This is a genomic window from Acinetobacter sp. YH12140, assembly GCF_013418475.1.
In the GTDB taxonomy this organism is placed as follows: Bacteria; Pseudomonadota; Gammaproteobacteria; order Pseudomonadales; family Moraxellaceae; genus Acinetobacter; species Acinetobacter amyesii.
This window is the reverse complement of sequence record NZ_VPBZ01000009.1, coordinates 120789-144928: the sequence shown is the minus strand read 5'-3', so window position 1 is coordinate 144928 and position 24140 is coordinate 120789. Positions and strand designations below refer to the sequence as shown.

Below are 24140 nucleotides of genomic sequence, written 5' to 3'. Positions count from 1 at the left end.
GTAAAATAAAAAAAGCCGAACTGTAGAGAGACTAAGCAGTTTGGCAAAAGGGTAGCAGATTAATGCGGCAATTTGATCAGTTTTGTGATGTCATAACCATAATATTTTGCTGTTTCCAAAAAGGACTGATAGGTGGCTTCATCCAGTTGCGGTTCACGCGATAAAATCCACAGGTATTTGGTACTCGGTCCACCGACCAGCGCCACTTTATATTCCGGATCGACGCGTAATACCCAGTAATGCCCTTTGGTAAACGGAATCCATCTTAAACCTGGCGGCAAAAAGCTGACCTTCAGTTTGCTGTTGCCCGCATTTTGCGTATAGGCAACTCCTTCGGAGCTGATCATTTCGCCATTAGCAATCCGGCAACTATTCAAGACCTGCATGGTCTGATCGGCATTGAGGCGATATTGCGCTGTGATATCCGAGACGCATTTACGCTGAAAATACATCGGTAAATGTGCAATTTCATACCACTTGCCTGCATACTGCTGGATATCCACCTGATCGACTGCCTGAGGTGCAGCAGTTTCTGCTCGGATCGTGGTACTTAAGCTGATGATGGCCAGTGCCGTCGCTGCAAAAACAGACTTGAATCGCATGTTCATTTTTTAGCCTTTCTTGATTACAGCCTTAAGATAACCCAGCTGGATGTGAACAAAGTGTGAAGATCAAATGCTGCGATTCAGGGTCTATTGGTCAGGAAATGCCATCTGAATATTCAGGACCCAGTGCGTTATCGCAGTTTATTTGAGAGACCCAAACAGGATTGCTGTTTCAAAGCCACTCTTTGCTGTCATCTGCAACAGGCGTTCCATGCATCACATGCTGAATCATGGCATAGGCGATACTGCCCTTGAACGGAATTTCGGGTAACTGGTCAAATTTGAAAAACTGTGCATCGCTGAGTTCATTTTCCTGAATCTGGATGTCCCCTGCATGATATTCCGCCTTGAAAGCCATCATCAGGTTGCTGGGAAACGGCCATGGCTGGCTGGCCAGATATTGAATATTTTTGATCTGCAGCCCCACTTCTTCCAGCGTTTCACGGCGGACTGCCTCTTCCAGGGTTTCCCCGACTTCAACAAAGCCGGCAATCAGGCTGTACATCTGGGTTTTGTTGCGAGCATTTTTTGCCAGCAGAATTTCATCTGTACCCCGGGTAATGATGGTAATTACACAAGGATTCACCCGCGGATACTGGTTATAGCCACAGGATGGACAGACCATGGCATACTGGCTGGCGTGCTGCTGGGTGGCGTGACCGCATTTACTGCAAAAGCGGTGATTACGGCGCCATTCCAGTAACTGTACCGCACGGCTGGCCTGTTCAAACTGTGTTCTGCCCCAGACTTGCACCAGTTGCCGGATCGGAACCAGCTGATAACCTTGCGGCACCGGTTCGTCTTCTTTCAGGTCACGGGCAATGACCCCGCCATTTTCCGTCAGGTTCAGGTCGTGCTGCAGTCTGGCTACCTGCGGCAACTGAAAATGCTCATCCACCAGTAATTGCTGCTGTCTAAAAATATACGCTTTTGAATGCATGTTCATGACAATTCCCTGATTAAAAAAAATCCCATACAGAGGGGTGTATGGGATAAAACTAAGGAAGTTTACATGGAGTAACTTCTGGTCAGATACTATGCGCAAGCTGCCTGAATTACAACCATAATAATTTGTATCTTTTTGATTAAAATCACATAATCTTCACACCACCTATGGATTAAGGAATGATGCAATGTGAATTTCATCAATGGGCTGTAGCATTACGGAGATGGACAGTCTTTTATTGCAGCAATCATGATTCCTGTGCAATGTATGCAATCCAAGACGATCATTTAGCCGTGTTGAATTGGCTCAACATGTGGGGTGATTTTTATTTTCACAAAAAATTGAACTGCCTAGATTTACACTTCGCTATCTTTGATCAGGTCTGGAGTGGCTATGCGTTTTGGTTTAATTTTGGGTGACCAGCTTCATCATCAGCTTGCTACGCTCAAAGCGCTGGATCGTACCCAGGATGTAATCCTAATGGCGGAAGTTGTGGAGGAAGCCACGTATGTTGCCCACCATCTACAGAAAATTGCCCTGATTTTTAGCGCCATGCGTCATTTTGCCAAAGAGCTCAAGGCCGAGGGCTGGCGTGTACGTTACCATGCTTTTCAGTCCGGCAGTCCGATTCGTAGCCTACTGGATTTTGTGCAGGGACAGCAACAGCTATTCCCTGTCACAGAACTGGTCATGACCCAATGCGGAGAATACCGCTTGCAGCAGCAGATTGAACAGCACTGGAGCCAGCAGCTGCAACTGCCGGTACAGTACCTGAATGATGAGCGTTTTTTCTGCAGTCCGGAGCAGTTCCGGTACTGGGCCAGCCGTTACCAGACTCTGCGCATGGAATATTTTTATCGGGAAATGCGCAGGCAGACCGGCTACTTAATGCAGGGACAGCAGCCGCTCGGACAACAGTGGAACTATGACAGTGCCAATCGCAAGGCCTGGTCAGGCAGTCCGGCATTGCCTCCAGCACTTCATTTTGAACGGGATCAGATTGATCTGGATGTACTGGAACTGGTTGAACGCGAGTTTTCCCATCACTCTGGCAGTCTTGCCGATTTTCACTGGGCCACCACGCGCAGCAATGCCCTGATTGCATTGGAGCATTTCATTGCCCACAGTTTGCCGCATTTTGGAGACTATCAGGATGCCATGGTTCAGGGTGTAGATATGGTGTTTCACAGCCTTCTATCGCCTTATCTGAACTGCGGCTTGCTGCTGCCAAGAGAAGTCTGTGATGCGGCAGAAGCGGCCTACTGTGCCGGTCATGCACCACTGAATGCGGTGGAGGGTTTTATCAGGCAGATCCTTGGCTGGCGCGAATATGTGCGTGGAATTTACTGGCTGTACATGCCGGAGTATGCCGGCCGCAATGCGCTGCAGTACTCAACACCGATGCCACAATTTTACTGGACTGGCCACACCCAGATGAACTGTATGGCTGAGTGTTTCCGTAATACCTTTCAGCATGCCTATGCACATCATATTCAGCGTTTGATGGTGACTGGCAATTTTGCCTTATTAACTGGTTTACACCCTCAGCAGATCAGCGAGTGGTATCTGGCAGTCTATGCCGACGCCTATGAATGGGTAGAACTACCGAACACACTGGGCATGGTAATGCATGCCGATGGCGGCTTGATGGCCAGCAAACCCTATGCGGCTTCGGGCAATTACATCCATAAGATGTCGGATTACTGCAAACACTGTAGCTACAATGTCAAAACCCGTACCGAGCCAGACAGCTGTCCGTTCAACAGCCTGTACTGGTATTTCATGATCCGGCATGAAGCGATATTCCGTACCCATCCACGTATGGGCATGATCTATCGGCAGCTGGACAAACTGAAAGATCGGCAGCAGATCATCAGCCATGCCCAGCAGCTTCTTAGCCGGATCAATGAGTTATAAACGATGAAAAAACAGCATCTCCCTGAAAAAATATGTATTCACTGCTTGCGCCCTTTTACTTGGCGCAAAAAATGGCAACGCTGCTGGGAGGAAGTCAGATACTGTTCTGAACGATGTAAACGTGAGTCCAGACAGCGGTCAAAATCAAACGCTTAGAAACGCTTGTATTGCCGTGAACAATAGGCCCGTATCACGTCGGGTGAACGCAGTTGCAGATGTTTAGTTTTTCGGCCGGTGACGCGTTCACGCCACATTTTAAAACTCGATGCTTTCATATTTTGACGCATCAAGCGGATCACCGCCGCTTCATTTAAACCATACTCACATAAAATAGCTTCAAAAGGAGTTCGATCTTCCCAAGCCATTTCTATAATTCTGGATAAGTCCTCTTCAGAAAATTGATTCATACCATTCTCGTTTTTAATCATCACGAAGCGTCAATAAGCTTTATCGACTTTAATCTGACTAAAAGAATAACAATACAATCATGAATTTTTTGTGATTTTTCTGTAGTTTAGGTACTCAGCACGAATAAAAGGGCTAGTTAAACTAGCCCTGTTAAGTCTTAGTTACCCCTATAAGTCGAATATCCATAAGGACTTAAAACGGCTTTGTTGCACAAAGATTTGAAATACAAAGCCACAGGGCACTAATAAATCGAGGAAATATCTCAATTTGGTTTGATCCTAAGACTCAATGGTATGCTCACTCTAAAGGCAAACATGGTCGTAATCAAACTTATTCCGACTCAGCCATTCAATGTTGTTTAATGATCAAATCTCTATTTCGCATGTCTTTACGTATGGTCACAGGTTTTGTTCAGAGCCTGATTAAACTTTGCGGATTAGATTGGACAGCTCCAGATTACAGTACGCTTTGCCGTAGACAAAAGCATATTGATGTTTCGATTAATTATCAGAAAAGTAACGATGGACTTCACCTACTCGTGGACTCCACTGGTTTGAAGTTTTTAGGTGAAGCTGAATGGAAACGTAAAAAGCATCAGCCCGAATATCGTCGCCAATGGCGTAAACTCCACATTGGTATTGATGCTGAAACCTTGCAAATACTGGCAGTTCAGCTCACGACAAACAATGTCAGTGATTCACAGGTACTTGGTGACTTACTCGATCAAATTCCACAAGATGAGCAGATTGACTCTGTTTATACCGATGGAGCTTATGACACAAAGCACTGCCGACAAGTCATTTCAGATCTAGATGCACATGCGGTGATTCCACTTAGAAAAAATGCGAAGCCATGGAAAGATAAAAAGACCAGCTCGCTAGAGCGAAATGAATTACTTCGTACTGTTAAACATATAGGTAGGACGCTATGGAAAAAATGGACAGGATATCATCGTCGAAGTTTGGTTGAAACCAAGATGTATTGCATCAAATTATTAGGCGATTAATTAACAGCAAGGAGTTTTCCAAGTCAGGTGAATGAGATTCGTGCACGTGTGGCCGTCTTGAATAGATTCACAGAATTAGGTCGCCCTCATACCCAAGTTGTCTCTTAAATTTGGAATACTTGGGATAGTTTTATCTTCCTAATCTTTATGCAACAAAGCCTTTTACAACCTCCAATGGTACTATTATTTTTAAAGGAAGTTAATAATATTCATATCTGTTTCTAAAATTACAGTTTACAATATCATTAGATCGGCCACACATATTCATTCACTTCATTTTCTTCTAAAAACATGACATTAAAATCATCTGAATCTCTCCACTTTGCTGTAGAAACAATATGAATTTTTATATCATTAAACTCGATTTTTTCTATACCATTTTTAACAATTTCACTTATGAAAAAGGTATCTTGTGCTGGATCAATATCTTTAATTTTAAAAATATTCTCATTTATACTTTCTAATATTTGAACTTTTTCTAAAATCAAAGCACCTTCACTAAACTCATATTTAGATTTATTTAAATCAATTACGTCAATGTAATTTACTAAATTATTAAATCTAAAAATAAAATATCCTTTTTCATCAATTGCTTCTAATTTTTCACTCACTACATTCACATTTAAAAAGTCAGCATTTATATAATTTTGTAAAATTTTTTTAAAATGTTCATTAACAACATAAATATTTTTATTAATATTTCGAAATGACATTTTAGTTTTTTTACTTTTCAGAACTAAAATTCCATTTTTAGGTAATTCACAATCTCCGCTAGTTTTATAACTATACCAAGGTAAAGAACCTGGCTCTATACTTGAATTAGCCTGTTCTTTATCCGAATATAAAATTGCATCCTCAATAAGAGAAATTGGGCAATTTTCACTTTGTGTAGCACTTAAAACGAAATAATTCATATTTATTCAATCCTAACTTAATCTAATTGGGTTACTTCCAGGTGCTGATAAAACAACTCTCATACTAGTTTGTACGTTTGCAACCTTTTCTCGTGCTTGTGCTGCAGTTATTTTTCCATCATTAAATTGATTTTCAATCCTAATCAGTTTTTGATTTATTAATGTAGAATATATCGGGTGGGACCCGCAATGATACAATTTACGTTTCATTTGTTTTGCCTTTGCTTCACTATCTGGCATTAATACTCCATTTTCAGCCTTATCCCTATTCCCACCAATACCGATATCATCAAGAAAGTCCTTACGTTTTGCCCAAATTTCCTCAGGAATTATATGATGTGCTTGTAAATGATCACCTGTGACTCCTCCTAGGTTTCTATTTAATGTAGTGCTACAAAGCCCTAATCTATCAATCCACCCCGTCGGATTTTTAACATACATATATGCATTATTTCCACCTAATAAACTAATTGGATCTTTACTTACAAACCTTCCCACATAAGGTGAATAATACCTATGACGGTTGTAGTGAAGTCCTGTTTCTTGATCGAAATATTGCCCTTGAAAGCGAATATTGTTCGATATAATTTCTGAGTTTTCAAAGAAACTTGATTTTGCCTTTTCAGCCTTACACTCACCCCAAGCCTTATATTCAGCCTTCCAAATGATCGAACCTGTGTGGTCACTCATTTCTTGTGGTGTACCTAAGTGGTCGCAGTGGTAGAACCATACATCATCAAAGCCTTTGCTTTGCTTGGTGGTTTTCCAGAGTGGGTCACGATGTACACTATACGGCTTGTCTGACCAATCAGGTGTTTGATGTAACTCTATTGGGCTTTGATATACCGCTTGTAACATCGGTACAAAGCTGTCTTTTTCATAAATGTAGTGTTTGGTGGCTTGTTCAGTCGATTCATAAGCCAATGTGTCACCATCCCATCCGTAGATGATATTTTGTTCATCACCTGTGTGGTGGTGCTTACTCCGCTTTTGTATTCTTCGACCTAAAGCATCATAACGATACTCTGCCGTGTATTGACTGTTACGGCTTTTGATCATGCGCCCATAGACATCCCATTCAAGGTTTAAATCACCTTGGGTAGATTTCTGTCGAACCAATTGTCCGTATGCATCATATTGGTATTGTTGGTCGAGATATTCTTTCACCACGTTATTGACTAGACGGTTGTAGCCAAAGCCTTTTTCTTCTGTTTGTTGTTGGTGGCTTTGGTCATGATTTTGCGCTTTATCATCATTGTAACGATCTATGATGTTACTAGCAGGGTCAAAGTTAAAGGTCTCTTTACCGAGTTTACTGCTTGCTTCAAGTAAACGTCCTACAGGATCGTATTTGTAGGCAATGTTACCACGTCGTGTATCCTTGATCGCAGTCAATTCACCTGTTTTATCGTATTGATACAGTCGTTGAATCAATTGACTGGTCTGTTGCAGCGCATTGTTCTGTTGGTTATTTTTTTCTTTGTACTGGCTTTGGTAGCCATTGTCATGTTCATTGAGCATGATTTGGCTGTGTAAGCGTCCTACAAGGTCAAACTGTTGTTCTTGGCTGATGCCATTGGCGTAGTGTCTTGTGATTTCTCGATGTAAATCATCTCTTTCAAAACTGACTAAATCCTGTCCATTGACAATCAGGCTTTGTACATGACCTGTACCATATGTAAGCCAGTCAATATTTTGTCCGTCTGGGCGTATGGTTTTGATTCGGTCATTGATTTCATCGTAGCTGTGTTTCCACACCGCTGTTTTATGACTCTTGTAATCTTGCTGATGTTCTTTGATCACATTACCCGCAGCATCGTAGAACCATTGTAGGTTACTTTCTGCATTCTTGGCATGCAGAATACGTCCCATGTAATCGTAAGCAAATTCTTCAGTCTGTTTCTCTTCTAGTTCTAAGCCATAGTGCCCATAGCCTGCGGTACGTTGTTCCAAACGTCCCATACTGTCAAAGATGAATTGTTGAATTCGGTCTTTCGGTGCTGCACGGTCTTTTAAATCTTGTCCATAAGCTGACGCAACCTCGATACTTGTGGTGAGTCGACCATTTAACTCATCATAATGATAAATTGTTTCTTTGTCATCGAAATCAATTTCCTTAATCAAACGACCGCCAGCATCGTAAACAAATTCGTAACTTGCACCATTTTCATTCGTCAATCGTTTTAGGCGTCCTAAACGATCCCATTGATATTTTAGCGTATGGTTTAATGCATCGATGCGTTTGGTTATTAAACCTGCTGCATCGTATTCATAGCGTGTCTGCTGTTGCTTAGCATCAACGTGAGCAATTAACCGTCCTTCAGCATCATGGACAAAATGTTCTTCAGTCCCATCAGCATGTTTGATCTTTTCCAGTTGACCAAAGGCATTGAGGGGTAAACCTTTGATGATGGGTTCTCGTTGTTCTGTGGTCAGATCACTATAGAAGTATTCAACTTTTTGTTTTAAGACAATTTTAATTACAATGATATACCCTTTATAACCATATGGCTTTAGGTCAAAAAATTGTAATCCTTAATCAAGCTCATTTAAGTTATTCATCAGGATCATAAAGTTTATCTAAAAATTCATTAAACGAATTAGCGACTTTAACCATGTTGTATGGTAGCCCATCCTCCTTTGTTGGTTCGTCTTCTAATTCATGATCTTTATAAATAATTTGACCGTAATCGTTATCATTAATACTAATACCAAAATAGTTTCCAGCAGGTGACTCAGCTATCATTATAATTCCCTTTGGATTTTGCCAACCTATTTCATCATAAATATCTATAAGACTATTACCTGCGTCATTTGATATTTCATAAAAATAATTTATTGAATCACCAGCATCAACTCCATCAGGAAGAATAAAATCTACATAAGATTTTTGTGGTCTACCACCATTAAAAGTTTCTATAAAAGACTGATATTCACTTGGTAACTTTTTACCAATTTTTTTTTCAAAATTAGCAAGTAACTTTTTATCAAGCAAAGGCCCTTCTTCAATCATGATAAAATCAGACATCTTTATTCTCCTCTAGCTCCTGATGCACCACCTCTATGGGTAAATTGTCTATGCACAGCTCCATCCACTAATTCCATATCATTCCCATTACCACTATGATGCCAAGTTTGTCCTTTAGGACTAGTATCTGGCCAACTGCCAGCTCTTTGACCACTTTGTCTTTTGTTTATTCCATAAACTTCATTGATATATTTTTCACCTTTCTGCTGTTCAAGTTGCTCCCACGCCTTTGAAAAATCACCTGTTTCAGGTGGTGTTATTTTACTTTCAGGCAAACCAGTCATTTTAATATTAACATTTTCAGATTTGAAATCACTAAAGTCTGGGTAACGCTGATTATCTGGAGGACCGTTTTTATAAGGAACCTCGGCTTTGTTGCATAAAGATTAGGAAGATAAAACTATCCCAAGTATTCCAAATTTAAGAGACAACTTGGGTATGAGGGCGACCTGATTCTGTGAATCTATTCAAGACGGCCACACGTGCACGAATCTCATTCACCTGACTTGGAAAACTCCTTGCTGTTAATTAATCGCCTAATAATTTGATGCAATACATCTTGGTTTCAACCAAACTTCGACGATGATATCCTGTCCATTTTTTCCATAGTGTCCTGCCTAAACGTTTAACTGTTCGAAGTAATTCATTTCGTGCTAGCGAGCTGATCTTTGTATCTTTCCATGGTTTCGCATTTTTTCTAGGTGGAATCACTGCATACGCTTGCCGATCTGCAATGACCTGACGGCATTGCTTGGTGTCATAAGCACCATCTGTATAGACAGAATCGATTTGTTCATCTAAAGGGATTTGAGCAAGTAAATCTTCCAGTACCTGTGAATCACTGACATTATTTGCGGTGAGTTGTACAGCACGTATTTGAAGGGTTTCAGCATCGATACCAATATGAAGCTTACGCCATTAGCGACGATATTCAGGTCCATGTTTCTTACGCTTCCATTCACCTTCACCTAAAAACTTTAGGCCAGTAGAGTCTACGAGTAGATGGAGACTACCACTACTTTTTTGATAGCCAATTGCAATATTGATATGCCTTTGTCTTCTGCACAGTGTGGAGTAATCTGGCGCTATCCAATCTAATCCACAAAGCTTAATCAGACTTTGGACAAAGCCTTTGACCATTCGCAAAGACAATTTAAATAAAGATTTGATCATTAAGCAGCATTGAATAGCAGTATCGGAGTAAGTTTGATTTCGTCCATGTTTGCCTTGTAATTGTGCATACCACTGGGTCTTTGGATCGAACCAAATAGCAATATTCCCACGATTAATGAGGGCTCTGTTATATGCGGGCCAATTGGTTGTGCGGTAGATTTTGTGTGTAGGATTCTTCATTTGAAGATTATATTGCTGAAGAAGCCCTCAAGAACAGCTTTGTGCAACAAAGCCAAATTGAAGTAATAATCGTTGTTTCATCCATAAACAACTCATCCATATTTACAATTTCACCTAATCCAGCACCATTTCCTCATTGATTTTTATTCATTTTCACATTGTAATAGATAATAGTTAAAACCATTCAGACAAAGAATATTAATTATGAAGGGCTTTGTTGCATAAATATGTAAGCATCTGATTTAAATAAATTTAATTTTGGATCAAAAAACAATCAAAACTTTTAAAATCATATAGTTATGAAATCTTTGTGCAACAAAGCATATCCTGATGCATATCGATTAGAGTGGTTTTACAGTTAAACAAATGAATATGGATTTTGTTTTAAATTATTAGATAATGGTCTCTATAAGAACCAAAGAATTTTATATCATGTTTAAAACATTACTATTTTCCATCTTATCTTTCTTTATTTTAACTAGTTGTACTCAAGCCAAGAATGTTGATTCTAGAGTATATGAATGTGTATCAGGCAGTACAGAACATACTAAGCATTGTGAATTAAAAAATTATAAAAACAAATATTTAAATGAAGAAGTAAAATACTATTTTCAACAAGTTGGAAAAGGTAAGTTTGAAAAAGAGGTGCGAGAATATGCGAGGAACTATGTTCAGGCATCTGAAGAATATTGTGCTATGAATACAAGTTTCGCATTTGTAGATATTCCTAAAGACAAAAATAAAATTTATGAAGAAACAGCTTCTTGTTTACAAGATCAATATGTGCAATTAGTTAAAAACTTACATTCTATGACAGATAGGGCGACTCAGACCATTATTCAGAGAATTACTAAATCACCCTAGATAGTGAAGATTATTGCAGCATCGCAAATCGGTTTTTGTAGGTCATTTGAAGACCTGCTATGGCAGCTTGCCCTGCATCTCCAATTCGTCCATCAATATCTCCAGAGTCACGGACTTTGAAATATTTCATACGGGCATCATTTTTAGCATGCTCATAAGCCTTTCCTGCTTGATCCATTCCTATATCTTCAATGGTTCCTCTAGCATCAGGCTTTTTCCAATCTCCACCAAAAACGGCTTCGAAAATATATTGGAGTACTGAAAGTCCACCTGATCCTAGACAGTATCGTGGACAAAAATCCCTCTAAATTCTTGAAATATTTCTGTTCAAAGGCTTCTGGGCTTAACCAGCCGTTTGCGGAATGCCTTCTGACCCGACTGTAATAAATCTCAATATAGTCAAACAAGACAGTATTCGCTTCTTTTCGAGTGGCAAACGCACTGCCATGGACTACATGACCTTTCAATGTATGAAAGAAGCTTTCGGTCACTGCATTATCCCATGAGCAGTATACTGCGCAAGGCCTCCTCTAGACATACTTTGAATACAGTTATTCGTTAATAATAGCGCCCTAAAATCACGACTACAGTACTGTGAGCCTGAGAAGCACTGCTTCGCAAGTGAATGTACCATAACACCCGTTGGATACCCCTGACGAGCCATTGCATAATTAAATGCATCACACACCAATTGACGGTCTATTCGATGGCTGGTTTGCCAACCCACAATACGACGGCTAAATAGATCCAGCATCACACATAAATACAGCCAACCTTGCTTGGTACGGATATAGGTGATATCCGTTGTCCAAACCTTGTTAGGCTGAATGACTGTAAATTGACGCTCCAACAGATTTGATGCTGTAGGCAAACGATGTTTTGAATCTGTCGTATGCTTGTATTTACGTGCAATCCTGCTACGTAAACCAAGCTTTTTAAGCATTCTTCCAACGGTTCGTTCGCTCATGCTGTAACCCAAATCATGCATGTCATGTACCAATGAAGGTGCACCCAATCGTGCATGATGCCGCCAATATACGGCTTTTAAATCATTATATTTTTGCGCTGTATTGGCCTGGCGTTTTCGCCAGGCATTTACAGACAGAAGATACAGTGACTCCATTCACAGCTAGATCTTGAATTACCGTGTACTTTTCTTGGCATGATCTGTCAGAAAGTACACATGCGCTTTTTTTAAGATGTCATTGGCTTCCCTGAGCTGTTTGACTTCTTTCTCTAATTCTAGGATCCGCTGTAGTTCTGGTGAAAGTTGACGTTTGCTTGAACCTGCCGGATTGGTTTCACGAATCCGTTTATCTAATGTTGAATAACCCACACCTAATTTCTGGGAGATTGCAGCTACTGACTCGTGTGAGTTTGAAAGTGCATAATCAATTGCTTGCTGTTTAAATTCAGGACTAAAACGTTTGCCCATTTCTTGTATCTCCAAAGTTAACGTTACGTTATCTTTAGAGGGAAGTACTGTCCATTATTTTGGCTAGGATCAATGTTGTTACAGTATCGCATGGGAAAATTGATGGTAAGGGAAAATAAAATGAATGAACTTTTAGAATTTGTACAGAACTATTCGAGACCCACAGAAACTCATTACCACTATGCTGAATTTACGAAAAATGTTGAAAATATTTACGATGGTTTTAAAGATAATTTCCCTATAGAAATGCAGGAGCAATTAGGTACTTTAATTTTCGATATGGAAGTAATAAATGGGTTAGCTTTATGCGATTGGGATTTAGCTAACAGACCAACTGAATGGAATGATTGGAATACTGATTATAAAGAAGATGCTGATAATTTAAAGAAACAACTTGTGAGTATCTTAACTGGGGTACAAAAAGAATATATAAGAATTTTAGACTAATTTTCTCTCCATTTAACATAATGGCGATTATACGAAATTTTAATGTTAGAACCCATTTAAAGTGTCTATATTCTCACCAATAAAAATGTCTAGTTTATGATGGTTTTTATCACCATGGACTGGATATAAATATAGATGCTGATCACTATGTCTGACAAATAAATTCAACGGCTTGCAGTTCTGCAAGACGTTCGAGATCATCGTATTACCCAGGTCCGTGCTGCTGAAATCCTAAATCTTTCCACCCGTCAAATTACCCGGTTATTGCAGAAGCTCAATCAAGATGGTGTCTCAGGTATGGCACATGCCAGTCGTGGTCAACCTGGCCATCGTCGCCATGATGACTTGTTAAAATCAAAGTGCCTTTCCATTATTGCTGAACATTTGCTGGGCTTTGGACCCACCTTGGCGCATGAGAAGCTCAGCAGCATATTTGACCTGAATATCCCGGTAGAAACGCTTCGGCGCTGGATGACGGCCAATGACCTGTGGATTCCGCGATCCAAGCGCCTGAAGCGTCCATATCAGCCACGTTATAACCGGGATTGCTTCGGTGAACTGATCCAAATTGATGGCTCATATCATGACTGGTTTGAAGGTCGAGCTGCAAAATGCTGCTTGTTGGTTTATATCGATGATGCCACTGGAAAGCTGTTGCATCTGCGCTTTTGTGAGGCTGAAACGACCTTTGACTACATGCTTTCAACCCGAGCCTACATTGAACAATACGACAAACCTCTAGCCTTTTATAGTGACAAGCATTCGGTATTCAGAGTTAATCAGAAATCCAGGCAAGACAGCCAGATTACGCAATTTGGGCGGATTCTGAATAATTTGAACATCGATATTATCTTTGCCAACTCACCCCAAGCCAAAGGTCGTGTGGAACGTGCCAACAGAACCCTTCAGGATCGTCTGATCAAAGAGATGCGCCTGGAAGGCATCGGTTCGATTGCAGAGGCCAATATATGGTTACCCTGCTTTATTGAGCAGTTCAATCAGAAGTTCACCAAATGTGCGCGAAACTCAAAGAACCTGCATCGGCCATTAACCGAATCTGATCTTGAACTGGATGATATTTTTACCTGGCAGGAACCGCGTAAGGTCACCAAGAATCTGACCCTGACCTATGACAAGTGTATTTATATGCTTGAACCGACAGAGCTGAATCATAAGCTTGTTGGGCAATACATTTCATTTCTGGAGTACCCGGATGGTACTGTGGCAATCATGCATGAAGGACGGAAGATCAACTATAGCGTCTTCAATAAACTGGCTGGACTACAGCAGAATGATGTGGTTGAGAATAAAAGATTAGGTTCGGTCCTGGCCCATATCCAGCAGCAACATGAGGAATTGGAGAAACAGAATAAACGTTCCCGTCTCAAGAAAAGTATGCCGAGTCGTAAAGCTCAGAAAGTTGTTATTGAACAAAGAAATTTAAATCCTGTGCTTGACTCTTGTAGTTAAAAACAGGACATTTTAAATGGTTTATCGCATAGACATTTTAATTGGGGAATAACACCTGAACTACAATCAGGGCTTTATGTATCTCTATCTTACACTTCAACAAGTATTGATTCGCCTGTAGAGCAGTCTCCATTACGCCATTGCCAGTTTTCAATTAACTTAATTTTCCCATTAGCTTGGATCTGAATCTCAGTATTACACTCCCCTATACGTAATTCATTCATCTCATTGATGTGGTGGTACGCCATAGTGAAAGTTTTTTCAGAAGTCATCAAACCTAGTAAATGTCCATTGGTAATACTGCCACCAGAATAGGTAGCTTCTATACGCTCACCTACTTGATAATAATTAAATATAGTCTCGTGAGATACTTCCCCATTAGATGTATTTTTAGCATTTACAAATTTTTTATTATTTAGATTTAAGTTCATTTTACTTTTTAATTTCCCTAAAACTAACATGATACACGTTATATGAAGTTCTGGAAATGAATCTATTACACTGATTTTTATGTATTTTTAAAGTTTAAAGCCTAGACCAGTGTCTAGGCTTTTTTTGTTATTCCCAAGTAGAAATGTCCTATATGGACATTTCCAAGTCAAGCACAGGATTCAGATTTCGTTGTTCAATCGCTGTTTTCTGTGCTTGTCTTCGTGGCATCGTTTGAGAATGATTGCGTTTGTTTTGGTGTCCCAGTTGTTCATGCTGTTGTTGAATATGTGCCACCACAGAACCCAAACGTTTATTCTCAACAATCTCTCGTTGATTGAGCTGACTTAATTTATCGAAGATGCTGTAATTGATTTTCTTCCCTGATATTCAATGGCTACAGCACCATCCGGATATTCCAGGAACTCAAGATACTTGCCGACCAATCTTTGATTTTCTTCGCTGTTTTCCAAGATATATACGCATTTATCATAAGTAATCGTCAAGCTGTTCGTAACCCTGCGGAGTTCACGCCAGGTAAAAATATCATCTAATTCTTCGGCTGTTTCAGTGATAGTCCGGTGCAGATCCTTGGGATTAAAGGCCATCTTGGCGAATTTACGATTAAATTGCTCAATAAAGCACGGCAGCCACTTATTGGCATCTGCAATTGAACTGATGCCTTCTAGACGCATCTCTTTGATCAGACGGTCCTGAAGCGTTCTATTGGCGCGTTCTACACGGCCTTTGGCTTGAGGGGAGTTAGCGAAAATGATATCGATATTGAAATTGCTCAGAACACGTCCAAACTGGGTAATCTTGGTGTCTTTTTAAAAAGAGAATACCTTCTTATATCTAAAAGTTTCTTTATATTTAGGAATAATAAAAAATTATTTACCTTTATTAGTCAAAATAAAACGTGAATATGGTACTAACCTTGCTTAATAAATAGGGATAGAGATAAACACTTAAATGAGCATTTGTATATTGTTTAAAGTATGTAATTAGACTCAAAGTCTAATTGCACTACAGCACGTTTTGCTGCAATATCAAATGCAATAATAAAAAGTGTTTATCAGTGAAGATCAAACATACCTCTACCAGATAGCCGGACGCCATCCAAGGTAAGGAACATAATGACCAGCTTAAATTATTATCAAACCATTTTTGATAAAGCGGGTGATGCTATTTTTGTGCATGATATCGGCAGTGTCGAATTTATGGACGTAAATGAAGCAGCTGAAAACCTCACCGGTTACAGTAAATCCGAATTAACGAAAATGAGTGTAGAAAAAATCAGCGCACATAGCCATGGTTTTGATTTTTTTCATGCCTTAAAAAAGGTTCAGCAGGCTGCTAGCCACGAAGCGATTACGTTTGAGTGGATTATCCAAGCCCAAGATCAACGAAAAATTCCGGTCGAAGTCTGTTTAAAAACAGTTGAGATTGAGCATCAACCTAAGCTATTAGCACTTGTCCGTAATATTAGCGAAATCAAAAAATATCAGTATGCTCTACAATCTAGAGATCAATATTTCAAGATGCTTCTGGAACACTCGGGAGATGGTATTGCTATCCTCGACTTGCAAGGTAAGTTGCTCTATGCCAGCCCTTCTCTACAACGTATTCTCGGTTACCACGACCGTTTTGTACTCAACAAAAATATCTTGAATGTGATTCATCCTGATGACCGCATGAATGTACGCCAGTTACTTTTTAGAAAATCCTCTCACCAAGCTGCTGGTGTGATTCACTATAAAATCATGCATCATAATGGCAAATGGCGACATCATGAAGCCACCTATCGCAACCTGCTTGATCATCCTGAAATTCAGGGCATTCTCGTCAATTATCGAGATATTACCGAACGAATCGAAGCAGAAAAAATGGCTCGAGCAAGGGAAAAACAGCTGGGTCATATGTCACGCTGCAAAACCATGGGAGAACTTGCAACTGCTTTAGCACATGAATTGAATCAGCCACTTGCAGCTTTAAACAACTATGTTGGTGGTAGCATTATTCGGATTCAGAAAGGTTTGGCAAATACCACTGAAACACTCGACGCTATGAATGCAGCATTAGATCAGACCCAGCGGGTCAATAAAATCATTCACAGTATGCGTAGCTTTTTACGTAAGGGCGAAGCCAATTTTCAAGTTCACTCTCTAAATAAGCTGATTCAGGATCTACATCCACTGATAGGCTTAAAAGCAGATCAAATTGGCTGTGTCATACATTATGAATTAAGCGTTTCACCTATTTATATTTCTGCCGACGAAACTTTATTTAGTCAGGTCATTATTAATTTGGTCTTTAATGCTGTAGATGCTTTACAACGTAACCCAGAAGGAAAACGCGACATCTTTATCCGTACTTGGGAGCACAACCAACATGCCCGTATCGCAATTGCTGATAACGGCCCAGGATTACAGGGTCAAAATCCTGAACAATTATTCGAGTCATTTTATTCTAGCAAAAAAGACAGTATGGGTATTGGTCTGACGCTATCCCGCAGCATTATTGAAAATCATCATGGCTACTTATGGGTCTGTGAAGGTGAGTCTGGTGCCATTTTTAATATCTCTTTAGCAGCACAGGAGCGTGCAAAATGTATTTAACTAATTCTCATGTTCCCGAGCCCATTGTGTATGTAATAGATGATGATCAAGACATTTGTAATTCACTCACATGGTTGCTTGATTCAGTGCAACTCGAAACTAAAACATTCAATAGTGCTACTGAATTCCTGAATTTTCAGCGCCCGCAAACGCCTGCATGTTTAATCCTTGATATTCGTATGCGAGGGATGAGTGGCTTGCAACTACAACAACAATTGAATCAACAAAAAATCCGTATGCCAATCATTTTCATGACTGGTCACGGCGACATTCCAATGTCGGTCAATGCGATGAAAGCTGGGGCATTTGATTTTTTAGAAAAACCTTTTAATCCACAGCATATGCTTAATCAAATCCAAGCCTGTCTGCAACTTGCTGAACAAGACTTTATTGAAGAAGAAAAACGTCAAGAACAGATGATTAAATTGAAATCTTTATCACCAAGAGAAAGTGAGATTATCAATTTATTGGTCGATGGACTTTCGAGTAAACATATCGCACAAATGTTGAATATCAGCCATAAAACAGTAGAAATTCACCGCACGCATATTCGGCAGAAGTTAGGTACAGAATCCATTGCCCAAATTGTAAATATGGTATTGATGTGTCGAGATAAAACTATACAGGCGATGGGTTAACCTATCGCCTGTTTTTTGAAGATTAATAAAGGATTTAGAAGAAACGGTCGAAATGCACTTGTTGAAGTGGAATACCTGCCTGATACGCCATTTGTTCAATAGATTTTACCATTGGCGGTGGCCCAGCACAGTATATTTCATGTTGGATCAGTTGCTCACCTAAAACATCATGAATGATTTCATGAATAAAGCCTGATCGAATACCTTCGATCAATTCAGATGAAGTTGCTGGAACATAATTCAAGCGTGAACCTAATTCAGTCCAATCCCTTAACTGATCTTCTGTCAGTAGATCACGCTGTTCACGTCCACCATGAAAGAACCATACCTTATGATTTTGTAGTTGTGGATTAACTGCGACTCCACGGGCAATTGCCAACATCGGTGCTAGACCTGAACCACCAGCGACACAAACAATTGGTCGTGGCTGCTCTTGTAAATGTGCCAAACCATATGGGCCATCGATCTGAATCACGGCACTTTGTCGCTGTTGCTCATCAAATAGCAGATTGGTCATTTTGCCATCTACTACACGGCGAATCTGGAATACCCACATGCCTTCATCATTCGGCAAATTCGACATCGAATAAGCACGTAATAATTGCTGGTTTACTGAAAGCAAAGCATATTGACCTGGAATAAACTGCGCTGGTTTCTCTGACTGCAAATGGATTTCTAAAATATCGTGTGTAATCGGCTGTACATATTTGAGCTTGACGGCCTGTTGTTTTGGCAGAATTTTAGGCGTGCATTTTTCATCCAAACGGACTTTAATAACACAATCAGATTTAGGACGACATTGACACGCCAGTAACCGACCTTTACGTTTATCACGATCGCTCAATCCAGGTGCTTCAGCCCATAGATTATCTACTTCACCAGATAGCACTTCTATTTTACAAGTCCCACAGCCACCAGCATTGCATTCGTAAGGTAAACCAAGACCTTGACGAAGGCCGCCGCGCAGCAGCACGTCGTCTGCTGCACAATGAAATTCCCCTTGCCCTTCAATTTGGATTTTATACATCGGTATCACTCCACAAGATAAATCCGATCTTCGCGGACGATAGACTGATAGGTTTTCAATGGGATGGTACAAGGTGCTCCACAAGGCTCACCGGTTTTAATATCAAAAGCACCAGCATGAAACGGACATTCCACTTCACAGCCATCAATTTCACCATCAGCCAATGAAGCATCACCGTGGGTACAGGTATCATCAGTGACATAAAATTCGCCATCTTCTAGGTGAAACACCGCCAATGGTGGATAGCCATCAATAATCACCTGTAAACCTTCACCTTGTTCGATAGCGGAAGTCACGCAAAGGAATTTTTCTGCAATATTGGCCATTTTGATATTCATTTGCTTAACTCCTCAATCGGTGAGTCTGTCGCTTCAGGCCCCAAAGTGTGATAACCGCCATCAGCATGAATCACACTGCCGGTCAGCAGTTTCGCTTTCGGGCTACATAATAGGCTTAAGGCTTCAGCCACTTCTTCAGCATCGGCAATACGGCCTAGCACATGGAAACGGCCTGCAACTCGATCAGTTTTAGGACGGTCATTACCTGAAATCATCTGCATCGGCACCGACCAGGTCCATCCGAGGGATAAAGCATGAACACGAATACCATCAGCAGCCAAATCCAATGCCATGCTTTTGGTCAGTTGTTCTAAGGTTGCTTTAGAGGCTGGATAAACCCAACGCTCTTTTTGGGCAATGCGGGCGCTAACACTGCTAATATTAATGACAGCCCCATCATTGCTGGCCTGCAGCAATGGTCTACATACCTGTACCAAAGCTGCATGACCAAACACGGTCACATTAAATGTATTTTGCCAATCACTACGGGTCGATTGTGAGCCATGATCTTCATACAGACAGGCCAAATTCACTAAAATATCTAATCTATTCAGCTTACTAACCAAAGCTTGAATACTTTCATCATTAGCGAGATCTAGATATTCATAACGACTTTGGGTTTCAGCTGCCACCTGCCTGCCTTGAGTTTCGTTAATGTCAGCAATAATGACGTCCGCCCCCAAACTTTTTAATTCTTTGACTACTGCCTGGCCAATGTGAGTTGCGCCCCCAGTGACCAGAACCACTTTATTATTCAGATTGGTCATGAAACCTCCTTGTATTGTGGCCATTCGGTAAATTGCCCTTTGCAGAACAGTAATGGGCGTTGATTGCTATGTCGGCACTGTTCAATTTTCCCCAAGAAAATCTGGTGATCGCCTGCTTCAATCTGCTGTTCCCGGCGGCAGATAAACTGCACTACGCAACCTTCCAGTAGCGGTGCTTTAGTAGTTTCAAGATTCCAGCTCCCATGCTGGAATTTGTCTGGAATTGGCTTAGCAAAATTGAGTCCGATTTCTTGCTGATCGGCTCCCAGAATATTGATGGCAAAGTATTCTGAATTTTCAAAAACTGTACGGCTTGGTGAATGATTGACTAGACTCCAGAGCACCAGCGCAGGATCAAGAGATACCGAGCTAAAAGAATTAATCGTAAGACCAACAGGTTGTTGCTGTTCATCTAGACAAGTGACAATCGCGACACCAGTGGCAAAACCGCCGAAGGCCTGCCGAAGCGCTTTCGCTTCAGCTAGGTCAACGTCCTGCCACAAAACTTCAGGCAGCTGCATGTTGAAACTCCTCACGTGACAGATATTCTTTAGCCCCTTCTGCACCATCTACGGCTGGCCAGAAACCGCACGGGTTGTTGAAATGCCCCATAAAGTCATCCGCAATCGCTTGGTTCTGCGAGGCTGCAGCTAATACTTGTAATAAGCTCTCACTTGGTGGATTTAACAATAGATTCGTGAATTCAGTCGTATAGCGACCTGACTTTTCCCAGAATTGCTCGAATACTTCTGTCATCCAATCTGCACTAAAGTCTTCATCACCTCGTGCTAAAATCGCAGCTAAATAATGCTCCACCATACGGGTTGCATTGTTTGCGCCTTGTCCTGCGATTGGATCATTTACAATGACAGTGTCTCCAATCCCCCAAATTTTTGCACCGTTATCTAAGGTTGCAACAGGATCTCGAACTTCAGGGCGGAATGCACCTTTGAGCCATGCGTTTGGATCACTTAATTCCATATTATCGACCATACGGAAGCTTTGATCTGGTGTTACTTTGGCAACCGCTTCTTTCATGCGTTGGACCATTTCTTCGCCAGATGTCACATCATCGAAGATATCCATTGGACCATTCGGTACACATTCAAATAAGAAACTACGACATGGACCATGCGTGTGACTATAGAACGGCATACTGAAGTATTCGCCTGCACCTGCAACAAAATTAAAATGCAAAGTCTGAGATGGTTGACCTTGCCAACTGTTTGGACCGCATAAATCATCACCTACGACGAGTGCTGCAGCCAATTTGCGAGGAGGAGTGTGATGTACTGAGCGTGATTCGTTGCGTTTGAATAAACTGGTGATATTGCCCTTACCTGCTGCCAAAATCGTCAGATCATTTTCAACAGTGATTACTTCCAAATCTTCTGGACTGACATTTTGAATGATGAGCTTGCCACCACGGCGCGGATATTCCTCTAACCAACGGTGATATTTGGTTCGTTGGTCCATGGCAATACCGTCATTATTATGTAAAAAACCTGTCACAGGTAACATGATATCGCCGTTTGGTGCACGAAAATCGACATGCAATGCTTGACCATGATGGGCTTTACCATCCCAGAAATTCAAACCAAGTTTGCGTTCAAACTCTAATGTATTGGCGAAGAACATCGTGGTACTGACCATACGACCGTGTAACAATTCATCCGCAGGGCGATCTACATATAAAGTGACATCATATTTATTTTCGAGTAGCGAGAACGCGAGTAATAAGCCTGCTTGTCCACCACCGATAATTGCGATTTTTCTCATCTTGAATTCCCCTTAGGCCGTACTGATACAGTGCCTATATTGCTGTGTTCGGATAAGGTTGATTGAAGGTCAGATTCAGTTCGACACGATCAAATTTCCATTCACCCCATTGATTCCGACGTACTTCCGTTTTATAAAATCCACCTAAGCAACAGGTCGTTGCAGATTTAACTTGATCTGTTGCTGCTTTTGTTGATTCCTCGGCTAAATTACAGACTTCCCAAAGCATCCATGACGCGTTTGCATGATTTTGATCAATGACTTCAATATCTGGCATCGCCATGATATGTAAGCTCCAAAGCACTTGTGCTTCTGCAATCTCTGACAATGCATTCAAGATATTTTGGCGTCCTTGATATTCTCCAAAACCATTTGCACACCATATGGCATCCTCATGAAATACATGCTGTAAAATGGCTGAATTGTTGCGCTGATCAGCCGCTGTTGCATAGCGACCGATCAGGCCACGAATCGCCTCGCAGGCCTCCAGATAATGCAAACGCTGTTCTAGATTGTGCTGGCTCATCAGACATTCCTTTAAACGTTAACTACGTTGCCTGTTTCATAAATGAAACGGTTTTCTTCAAATGCATACGGCACACCCACTGAACCTTTATAAAGCTCAATATGTGGAGCAACTTCAGCGAAACTCAGGCTTAACCAATACAATTTATGGAGATCTTCAGGCAATGTGCCTAAAGCGTATTGGTCAAGTGCTGCAAGGAGCTTGCGCATTTCAGGCAAAATAGCATCGTAAAAAGCTTGCAGTTCGGCTGTAGTCGAATTTAAGCGTGCTGCATGACGTTGTTTCGATGTCCCTAGAGCCCATTTCGCGACAAAAGGTTCTAAGCTTGCAAAGTCAGCAGGCAATTGTGAAATGATGTTTGACATGTGCATTCTCCTTATGCGCGATTTAAATATTGTTCAAGAACGTGGTAACCGTGACGAATCAAGATTTCTTCATCTTGGAGATGCATCACTTTTTTCGCTTTAGATTCAAGAGCTGCTTGAGTATCTTCCATTGTTGCAGTGTCTTCTAACCAAGCGTTACGTTGTAAGATTTGTGCAAATTCTTGTGCCCAACGCTCCGAATAAGTTTTCGCTTTAGGAATGTAATAACGACCTTCCCAACGTGTTTGGTTATGACCGACCGGCCAGAACTGATGGGTGAACCATACACCTTCAGTCACATGCACCAAGATATTCGGGAAAATGACAGATAATTCAAACGAGAAGTCATCACGATCATTTGGATTGACTGTTTTTGGTAACTGAACACGTTCATAGTGATTGACTAAAGAGGCACCTGTAATCTCGCCCGACAATGCTGCAGCAGGTTTTGGATTGGCATTCTTGGTCAGACACACTGCACAGGTACGGTGATCACCAAACAACTGTACTTCCTGTAGGCCTGAAGCAAAGACATTCGGGAAAGAGCCAGCATGAATGGTTGTAACGTGATAGGCTTCAGCAAATGCGTCATGAGCGACTTTCCAGTTACAATTTAATAAGGTGTTATAGGCAAAGCATTCTTCCATTTCATGGAATGGATAACCGCCTAAATGCTGTCCCATACCACCTAAGAATTCTTCTACCGATTGAGTGCCATCATTATCCAAATTGACGAAAATAAAACCTTCCCACACTTCGGTGCGTACTGGTGCTAAACCGTTATGACCTTTGTCAAAGCAAGATGTGAATTTTTCTTCTTCCGGCACGCTGACCAAATCCCCTTTAGCATCGTAAACCCAGCCATGGAAACGGCAAGTCACGACTGCAGCTTTATTTGAACCAAAGGTTTCATTGCCAGTCTCCACCACAACTTTATTGCCACGGTGTGAACAAATGTTATGAAATCCACGGATTTCACCATCTTTGCCATGCATTAAAATGACTGAGGTTTTAGCAAAATCTAAGCGTTTAACTTTGTAGTCACCTTTATTTGGTATTTCTTCTACACGCCCCACTTTCAACCAGACTTTTGAGAAAACCTTTTCAATTTCCTCTTGATAGATCTCTGGTGAAATACATGGTTCGGTTGGAATCGGCTCAATACCAAGTTCTGGATATAAATCGCCCCAACGAAGTTTTGCATTACTGTTCATAGGACACTCCTGTTCAAGTTCTCTTTCTAAGTTTTAAGTTCAGTAA

22 protein-coding genes and 6 pseudogenes are annotated in these 24140 nt (G+C 40.9%); 8 read left to right on the top strand and 20 right to left on the bottom strand.

What is annotated here, in order from left to right; translation table 11 throughout:
- Positions 1 to 59: 59 nt before the first annotated feature.
- Both FTU75_RS14445 and nudC read right to left on the bottom strand, forming a co-directional pair.
- Complete coding sequence (locus FTU75_RS14445) at positions 60 to 608, bottom strand: lipocalin family protein (protein WP_111885231.1); 549 nt, start codon at positions 606 to 608, stop codon at positions 60 to 62.
- Between the two features lie 169 nt (positions 609 to 777).
- Complete coding sequence (gene nudC / locus FTU75_RS14440) at positions 778 to 1551, bottom strand: NAD(+) diphosphatase (protein ID WP_180116208.1); 774 nt, start codon at positions 1549 to 1551, stop codon at positions 778 to 780.
- Between the two features lie 393 nt (positions 1552 to 1944).
- Between nudC and FTU75_RS14435 the strand changes: the two genes are divergently transcribed.
- Complete coding sequence (locus FTU75_RS14435) at positions 1945 to 3468, top strand: cryptochrome/photolyase family protein (RefSeq protein ID WP_180116207.1); 1524 nt, start codon at positions 1945 to 1947, stop codon at positions 3466 to 3468.
- A gap of 3 nt (positions 3469 to 3471) precedes the next feature.
- On the top strand, positions 3472 to 3624 hold the full coding sequence (locus FTU75_RS14430; protein WP_160241406.1) for a DUF2256 domain-containing protein: 153 nt from the start codon (positions 3472 to 3474) through the stop codon (positions 3622 to 3624).
- On the opposite strand, the gene FTU75_RS14425 is transcribed toward FTU75_RS14430, so the two are convergent.
- Positions 3621 to 3875 carry a TIGR03643 family protein gene (locus FTU75_RS14425; protein ID WP_004976999.1) on the bottom strand — a complete coding sequence of 85 codons (255 nt, stop codon included), beginning with the start codon at positions 3873 to 3875 and terminating at the stop codon, positions 3621 to 3623. The genes FTU75_RS14430 and FTU75_RS14425 overlap by 4 nt on opposite strands.
- 224 nt (positions 3876 to 4099) lie before the next feature.
- Here FTU75_RS14425 and FTU75_RS14420 point away from each other — a divergent pair.
- Positions 4100 to 4990 (top strand): annotated as a pseudogene (locus FTU75_RS14420) (IS5 family transposase).
- A 137-nt stretch (positions 4991 to 5127) separates the two neighbouring features.
- Here FTU75_RS14420 and FTU75_RS14415 read toward each other — a convergent pair.
- From FTU75_RS14415 to FTU75_RS14395, 5 genes and pseudogenes are all read right to left on the bottom strand, one after another.
- Positions 5128 to 5796 (bottom strand): Imm43 family immunity protein, encoded by a 669-nt coding sequence (locus FTU75_RS14415; protein ID WP_180116206.1) that lies wholly within the window; start codon positions 5794 to 5796, stop codon positions 5128 to 5130.
- A 12-nt stretch (positions 5797 to 5808) separates the two neighbouring features.
- A pseudogene (locus FTU75_RS14410) lies at positions 5809 to 8271 on the bottom strand (RHS repeat-associated core domain-containing protein); the annotation flags it as partial.
- A 79-nt stretch (positions 8272 to 8350) separates the two neighbouring features.
- Positions 8351 to 8824, bottom strand: a complete 474-nt coding sequence (locus FTU75_RS14405) for an SMI1/KNR4 family protein (RefSeq protein WP_180110271.1) — start codon at positions 8822 to 8824, stop codon at positions 8351 to 8353.
- 2 nt (positions 8825 to 8826) lie between these two features.
- A pseudogene (locus FTU75_RS14400) lies at positions 8827 to 9141 on the bottom strand (HNH endonuclease); the annotation flags it as partial.
- 103 nt (positions 9142 to 9244) lie between these two features.
- A pseudogene (locus tag FTU75_RS14395) lies at positions 9245 to 10177 on the bottom strand (IS5 family transposase).
- A 432-nt stretch (positions 10178 to 10609) separates the two neighbouring features.
- On the opposite strand from FTU75_RS14395, the gene FTU75_RS14390 reads away from it, so the two are divergent.
- Positions 10610 to 11041, top strand: coding sequence for a hypothetical protein (locus FTU75_RS14390; RefSeq protein WP_180110270.1), 432 nt, complete (start codon positions 10610 to 10612; stop codon positions 11039 to 11041).
- 10 nt (positions 11042 to 11051) lie between these two features.
- Here FTU75_RS14390 and FTU75_RS14385 read toward each other — a convergent pair whose 3' ends face one another.
- Entirely contained in the window at positions 11052 to 11219 is a 168-nt protein-coding gene (locus FTU75_RS14385; protein ID WP_180110269.1) for a hypothetical protein, read from the bottom strand.
- Positions 11220 to 11317: 98 nt separating this feature from the next.
- A pseudogene (locus tag FTU75_RS14380) lies at positions 11318 to 12476 on the bottom strand (IS3 family transposase).
- A gap of 120 nt (positions 12477 to 12596) precedes the next feature.
- Between FTU75_RS14380 and FTU75_RS14375 the strand changes: the two are divergent.
- Together FTU75_RS14375 and FTU75_RS14370 are read left to right on the top strand one after the other, a co-directional pair.
- Positions 12597 to 12923: a hypothetical protein gene (locus FTU75_RS14375; protein ID WP_180022336.1), complete on the top strand. Its 327-nt coding sequence runs from the start codon at positions 12597 to 12599 to the stop codon at positions 12921 to 12923.
- A 162-nt stretch (positions 12924 to 13085) separates the two neighbouring features.
- Positions 13086 to 14393 (top strand): ISNCY family transposase, encoded by a 1308-nt coding sequence (locus tag FTU75_RS14370; RefSeq protein WP_227591942.1) that lies wholly within the window; start codon positions 13086 to 13088, stop codon positions 14391 to 14393.
- An 89-nt stretch (positions 14394 to 14482) separates the two neighbouring features.
- On the opposite strand, the gene FTU75_RS14365 is transcribed toward FTU75_RS14370, so the two are convergent.
- Complete coding sequence (locus tag FTU75_RS14365; protein WP_227591936.1) at positions 14483 to 14854, bottom strand: hypothetical protein; 372 nt, start codon at positions 14852 to 14854, stop codon at positions 14483 to 14485.
- A gap of 118 nt (positions 14855 to 14972) precedes the next feature.
- Positions 14973 to 15652, bottom strand: a pseudogene (locus FTU75_RS14360) (ISNCY family transposase); the annotation flags it as partial.
- 306 nt (positions 15653 to 15958) lie between these two features.
- Between FTU75_RS14360 and FTU75_RS14355 the strand changes: the two are divergent.
- Positions 15959 to 17440, top strand: a complete 1482-nt coding sequence (locus FTU75_RS14355; RefSeq protein WP_180109978.1) for a PAS domain S-box protein — start codon at positions 15959 to 15961, stop codon at positions 17438 to 17440.
- Entirely contained in the window at positions 17431 to 18078 is a 648-nt protein-coding gene (locus FTU75_RS14350; RefSeq protein WP_180079184.1) for a response regulator transcription factor, read from the top strand. Before FTU75_RS14355 ends, FTU75_RS14350 begins: the two co-directional genes overlap by 10 nt.
- A gap of 34 nt (positions 18079 to 18112) precedes the next feature.
- Here FTU75_RS14350 and FTU75_RS14345 read toward each other — a convergent pair whose 3' ends face one another.
- From FTU75_RS14345 to FTU75_RS14310, 8 genes are read right to left on the bottom strand one after another with little or no spacing between them, the layout of a single operon-like run.
- Positions 18113 to 19105 carry a 2Fe-2S iron-sulfur cluster binding domain-containing protein gene (locus tag FTU75_RS14345; RefSeq protein WP_180109977.1) on the bottom strand — a complete coding sequence of 331 codons (993 nt, stop codon included), beginning with the start codon at positions 19103 to 19105 and terminating at the stop codon, positions 18113 to 18115.
- 5 nt (positions 19106 to 19110) lie between these two features.
- Positions 19111 to 19443 (bottom strand): non-heme iron oxygenase ferredoxin subunit, encoded by a 333-nt coding sequence (locus tag FTU75_RS14340; RefSeq protein WP_180109976.1) that lies wholly within the window; start codon positions 19441 to 19443, stop codon positions 19111 to 19113.
- Positions 19440 to 20210, bottom strand: coding sequence for an SDR family oxidoreductase (locus FTU75_RS14335; protein WP_180109975.1), 771 nt, complete (start codon positions 20208 to 20210; stop codon positions 19440 to 19442). The genes FTU75_RS14340 and FTU75_RS14335 overlap by 4 nt, the downstream gene beginning before the upstream one ends.
- On the bottom strand, positions 20207 to 20746 hold the full coding sequence (locus FTU75_RS14330; RefSeq protein ID WP_249748891.1) for a flavin reductase family protein: 540 nt from the start codon (positions 20744 to 20746) through the stop codon (positions 20207 to 20209). Before FTU75_RS14330 ends, FTU75_RS14335 begins: the two co-directional genes overlap by 4 nt.
- Positions 20718 to 21989: a styrene monooxygenase/indole monooxygenase family protein gene (locus FTU75_RS14325; RefSeq protein ID WP_180109974.1), complete on the bottom strand. Its 1272-nt coding sequence runs from the start codon at positions 21987 to 21989 to the stop codon at positions 20718 to 20720. The genes FTU75_RS14330 and FTU75_RS14325 overlap by 29 nt, the downstream gene beginning before the upstream one ends.
- 34 nt (positions 21990 to 22023) lie before the next feature.
- Entirely contained in the window at positions 22024 to 22515 is a 492-nt protein-coding gene (locus FTU75_RS14320) for a nuclear transport factor 2 family protein (RefSeq protein ID WP_180109973.1), read from the bottom strand.
- Between the two features lie 11 nt (positions 22516 to 22526).
- Positions 22527 to 22880, bottom strand: a complete 354-nt coding sequence (locus FTU75_RS14315; RefSeq protein ID WP_180095328.1) for a hypothetical protein — start codon at positions 22878 to 22880, stop codon at positions 22527 to 22529.
- An 11-nt stretch (positions 22881 to 22891) separates the two neighbouring features.
- The gene (locus FTU75_RS14310; RefSeq protein WP_180095325.1) at positions 22892 to 24094 is read right to left on the bottom strand and encodes an aromatic ring-hydroxylating dioxygenase subunit alpha; all 1203 of its coding nucleotides are present in this window, start codon (positions 24092 to 24094) and stop codon (positions 22892 to 22894) included.
- Positions 24095 to 24140: the final 46 nt, after the last annotated feature.